This window comes from Comamonas denitrificans (assembly GCF_042654745.1).
GTDB lineage: Bacteria > Pseudomonadota > Gammaproteobacteria > Burkholderiales > Burkholderiaceae_C > Comamonas > Comamonas denitrificans.
On sequence record NZ_JBHSEY010000012.1, the window covers coordinates 1 to 3,455 of the forward strand.

At 62.4% G+C, this 3,455-nt stretch carries 5 protein-coding genes; 3 read left to right on the plus strand and 2 right to left on the minus strand.

From position 1 onward, the window contains the following. Positions 1-194 precede the first annotated feature (194 nt). Positions 195-434 carry a hypothetical protein gene (locus tag ACFO24_RS03295; protein ID WP_207574842.1) on the minus strand — a complete coding sequence of 80 codons (240 nt, stop codon included), beginning with the start codon at positions 432-434 and terminating at the stop codon, positions 195-197. 121 nt (positions 435-555) lie between these two features. Between ACFO24_RS03295 and ACFO24_RS03300 the strand changes: the two genes are divergently transcribed. From ACFO24_RS03300 to ACFO24_RS03310, 3 genes are read left to right on the plus strand one after another with little or no spacing between them, the layout of a single operon-like run. Then, positions 556-927, plus strand: a complete 372-nt coding sequence (locus ACFO24_RS03300; protein WP_377736809.1) for a TraR/DksA family transcriptional regulator — start codon at positions 556-558, stop codon at positions 925-927. A gap of 33 nt (positions 928-960) precedes the next feature. Beyond that, the gene (locus tag ACFO24_RS03305) at positions 961-1,554 is read left to right on the plus strand and encodes a LemA family protein (RefSeq protein WP_207574840.1); all 594 of its coding nucleotides are present in this window, start codon (positions 961-963) and stop codon (positions 1,552-1,554) included. A 9-nt stretch (positions 1,555-1,563) separates the two neighbouring features. Further along, a complete protein-coding gene (locus ACFO24_RS03310) occupies positions 1,564-2,589 on the plus strand; it encodes a M48 family metalloprotease (RefSeq protein ID WP_377736811.1) in 1,026 nt (341 codons plus the stop codon). A gap of 6 nt (positions 2,590-2,595) precedes the next feature. Here the strand turns inward: ACFO24_RS03310 and ACFO24_RS03315 are convergent, their stop codons facing one another. Continuing rightward, positions 2,596-3,387 carry a putative bifunctional diguanylate cyclase/phosphodiesterase gene (locus ACFO24_RS03315; protein WP_377736812.1) on the minus strand — a complete coding sequence of 264 codons (792 nt, stop codon included), beginning with the start codon at positions 3,385-3,387 and terminating at the stop codon, positions 2,596-2,598. Positions 3,388-3,455: the final 68 nt, after the last annotated feature.

Consider the following 3,455-nt stretch of genomic DNA (forward strand, 5'->3'; position numbering starts at 1 on the left):
GGTCTCCATTGCGCCAGATGAAAAACTCAGTCTCGTAGCACGCGCGAAACCGAGTTGTTCAGGACATCCTAAACAGCAGTTTTAAGAACGTGAACACGTTCTAAGAGCTGCACCCGCTGGTATTTAAAAGGGTTCAGGTAGTTTTCTGCCTGAACCCTTTTGTTTTAAAGCGCAAACAGCTATTTAAATGCTGATTATTCTGGACGGGTTTGCAGGGACTGGGCCCAGTTTGGGTTGGGGGCACCGCGCCCGGCCAACTGCTGGTTGCGCGAATTGCTGCGCCAGACCCCACCGGCCCAGCCCAATTGCGGCTCGGTGCGGTACCAAAACCATTGGCCATCGGCATCTTGTGCCAGCCAGCGCCATTGCGGGCCGGGCGCGGCGCTCCAGTCGGCAGGGAGGAAGGCAGAGGGGGGAGCAGTTGGTGAATCCATCCGTAAATCCGTCATCTTGGTCAGCGTTGCACAACAGGCGTGAAAGGCGGCAAGCTTATGCGCTGCGCAGTAGCCGCACAGTTTTTGCTTTTTTGCGCACAGCTATGGCATCCTTCCCCCTATGACTACCTTGACCACCCCCCAAACGCACGCCCTGCGCGACCAATTGTTGGCGCGTAAAGAACAACTGCTGCAAGAGCTCGATGCTGTGCAAGTGGCCCACCGCGAACGCATGAAATCGGCCGACAGCGCACCGCAAGATGCCTACGCCACCCAGGCCAACCAAGTGGCCCAGAGCGCTGTGCGCGATGCCGAAGCCCGCCGTGACCACGACGAGCTGGTGGCCGTGCGCGCTGCCCTGGCGCGCATCGAAGACGGCAGCTATGGCGCATGCCAGGACTGCGGGGCCGACATCGGTCTGCCGCGCTTGCACGCCTTTCCGGCGGCGCTGCGCTGCATTGGCTGCCAAACCAAGGCCGAACAAGCGGCTTGACAGCGGCTTGAGTTTCACAAGAAAGAAAGCACCATGAGCACCACCGTGTGGATGGCGATCGGCGTTGCGGTTGTCGTGGTTTTTTGGGCTGCGGCCGTGCATAACCGCTTGCGCCAGCTGCGCAACCGGGTGGACAACGCTTTTGCGCAAATTGATGTGCAGCTCAAACGCCGCCACGACTTGATTCCCAATTTGGTCGAAGTGGCGCGCGGCTATATGGCGCACGAATCGAGCACCCTTGAGGCCGTGGCCCGGGCCCGGGGGCAGGCGGCGCAAGCGGCGGCCCATGCCCGTCGCCATCCCGGGCAGGCGGCGGCCATGGCCAGCCTGGCCGGGGCAGAGGCGGCTTTGGGCAGCAGCCTGGGCCAGCTGATGGTGCTGACCGAGAGCTACCCCGACCTCAAAGCCGATGCGCAAATGCAAAGCCTGAGCGAGGAAATCACCAGCACCGAAAACCGCTTGGGCTTTGCCCGCCAAGCCTATAACGATGAAATCCTGGCGTACAACGACCAGGCCAGCCAGTTCCCGGATTTGCTCATCGCCCGGCTGATTGGCTTTGCGCATCTGGACATGCTGCAAGCCACCGAATCGGCCCAAGAACGTGCTGCGCCGCAAGTGCGCTTTTAATTTTTACCCATGGCGCGCGCCCCCCGCTTTTGGGATACCCAGCACACGGCCCGCCAGCGCACGCGTGGCCTGCTGCTGGGCTTTTTGGTGTGTGTGCTGCTGTGCCTAGCCACCGTGCATTTGGGGCTGACTTTGGCGTGGTGGTTGCTGTTTCACGGCTGGCCTTACCCACGAGGTTTTGTGCTGACGAATATGGGGGTGACGCTGTTTTTCATCCTGGGTGGCTGGTGGGTGGAGCACGACGCGATGCGAGGCGGGGGCCGCAAGCTGGCCCTGCTGGTGGGGGCCCGGCCAGCGCAGGCCGAGCGCAATCTGGCCGAGCGCCAGCTGGTCAATACCGTGCAAGAAATGTGTGTGGCCGCCCACATGCAGCCACCGCAAGTGGTGGTGCTGGCCCGGGCGGACGCCATCAATGCCTTTGCCGCTGGTTGGTCGCCCGAGGATTCCATCATCGCCGTCACCCAAGGGGCGCTGGATTACCTGACCCGCGATGAGCTCCAAGGACTGGTGGCGCATGAGTTGTCCCACCTGAAAGAGGGCGATACCTACCTCAACATGCACTTGGTGGGCATGGTCTATGGGCTGGAGTTGATTTACAACTTTGGCGCTGCCTTGCGCGATGAGGCCGGCGTTTTGGGCCGCTGGTTTGGCAGCGCCATCATGGCTGCGGGCTGGATTGGGTGGTTCAGCGGCAAGCTGCTCAAAGCGGCCGTCTCGCGCCAGCGCGAATGGCTGGCCGATGCCCGCGCCTTGCAATGGACGCGCAACCCGGCGGGCTTGGGCGGCGTGCTGCGCAAAGTGCTGTACCAACGCCAGCAGGCCCAGCGCCAGCGTGGCAGCTGGCACAGTGACCGGCGCAGCTACACGGGGCTGAACCATCCCCTGGTGCAGCACATGCTGCTGGCCGAGGTGCCCGACAGTGGCCGTTTGGCGCATTGGCTTGATGCCCACCCGCCCCTGCAAGCGCGCATTGCCAAGGTGTATGGCCGCGCCATGCCCGCCATGGCGCTGCAGCAGGATGAGCAGTCGCCTTAGAACGTGTTAAGGCGCATGCTCTTGGCTGCGTTGGCTGGCCCAGGGCAGCAGCAGCCCTTCTGGCAGGGGTTTGCTAAAGAAATAGCCCTGAAAAATATCGCAGCCCGAGGCTTTCAGGTGGGCCAGCTGTGCGGGGGTTTCTACCCCTTCGGCCAGCACTCGCATGTTCAGCTGGTGGGCCATGGCGATGATGGCTTCAATCAACACCGCCGGGCGTTTGCCACCGGGGGAGGTTGGGGCCTGGGCATCAATGTCCATCACAAAAGAGCGGTCGATTTTCAGCGTATCAATCGGCAGGTGCTTGAGGTAAGACAGGCTGGAGTAGCCCGTGCCAAAGTCGTCCAGGGCAAAGCGCACGCCGTATTGGCGCAGCAGCTGCATTTTTGCCAGCGTGGCTTCCAGGTCGTCGGCCACCACGCTTTCGGTCAGCTCCAGCTCCAGGGACAGGGCGTTCAGGCCCAGCTGCTCCAGGGTAGCGCACACACGATCGACAAAATCGGGCTCTCTGAACTGGCGGGGGCTGACGTTTACCGCCATGGTCAGCGGCTGCGCCCAGGTGGCATGGCCCGATTCGGTCTGCCAGCGGCGCAGGGCGGCGGCCGCCTCTAGCAGCACCCAATTGCCCAGGGGCACGATCAGGCCGCTGGCCTCGGCCTCGGCAATAAAGGCCCCGGGGGGGATCAGCCCTTGCTGGGGGTGGTTCCAGCGCACCAGGGCTTCCACCCCGTGCAATTGGCCTTGGGCATTGATTTGCGGCTGGTAGTGCAGCAGCAGCTCTTGGGGCGCGGGGGCGGTGATGTGAAGTTGCCCCTAGAAATGGGAGTTCTTAGCTTTGTTCAAAATGTAGACAAGGAGCTAAGAAATGG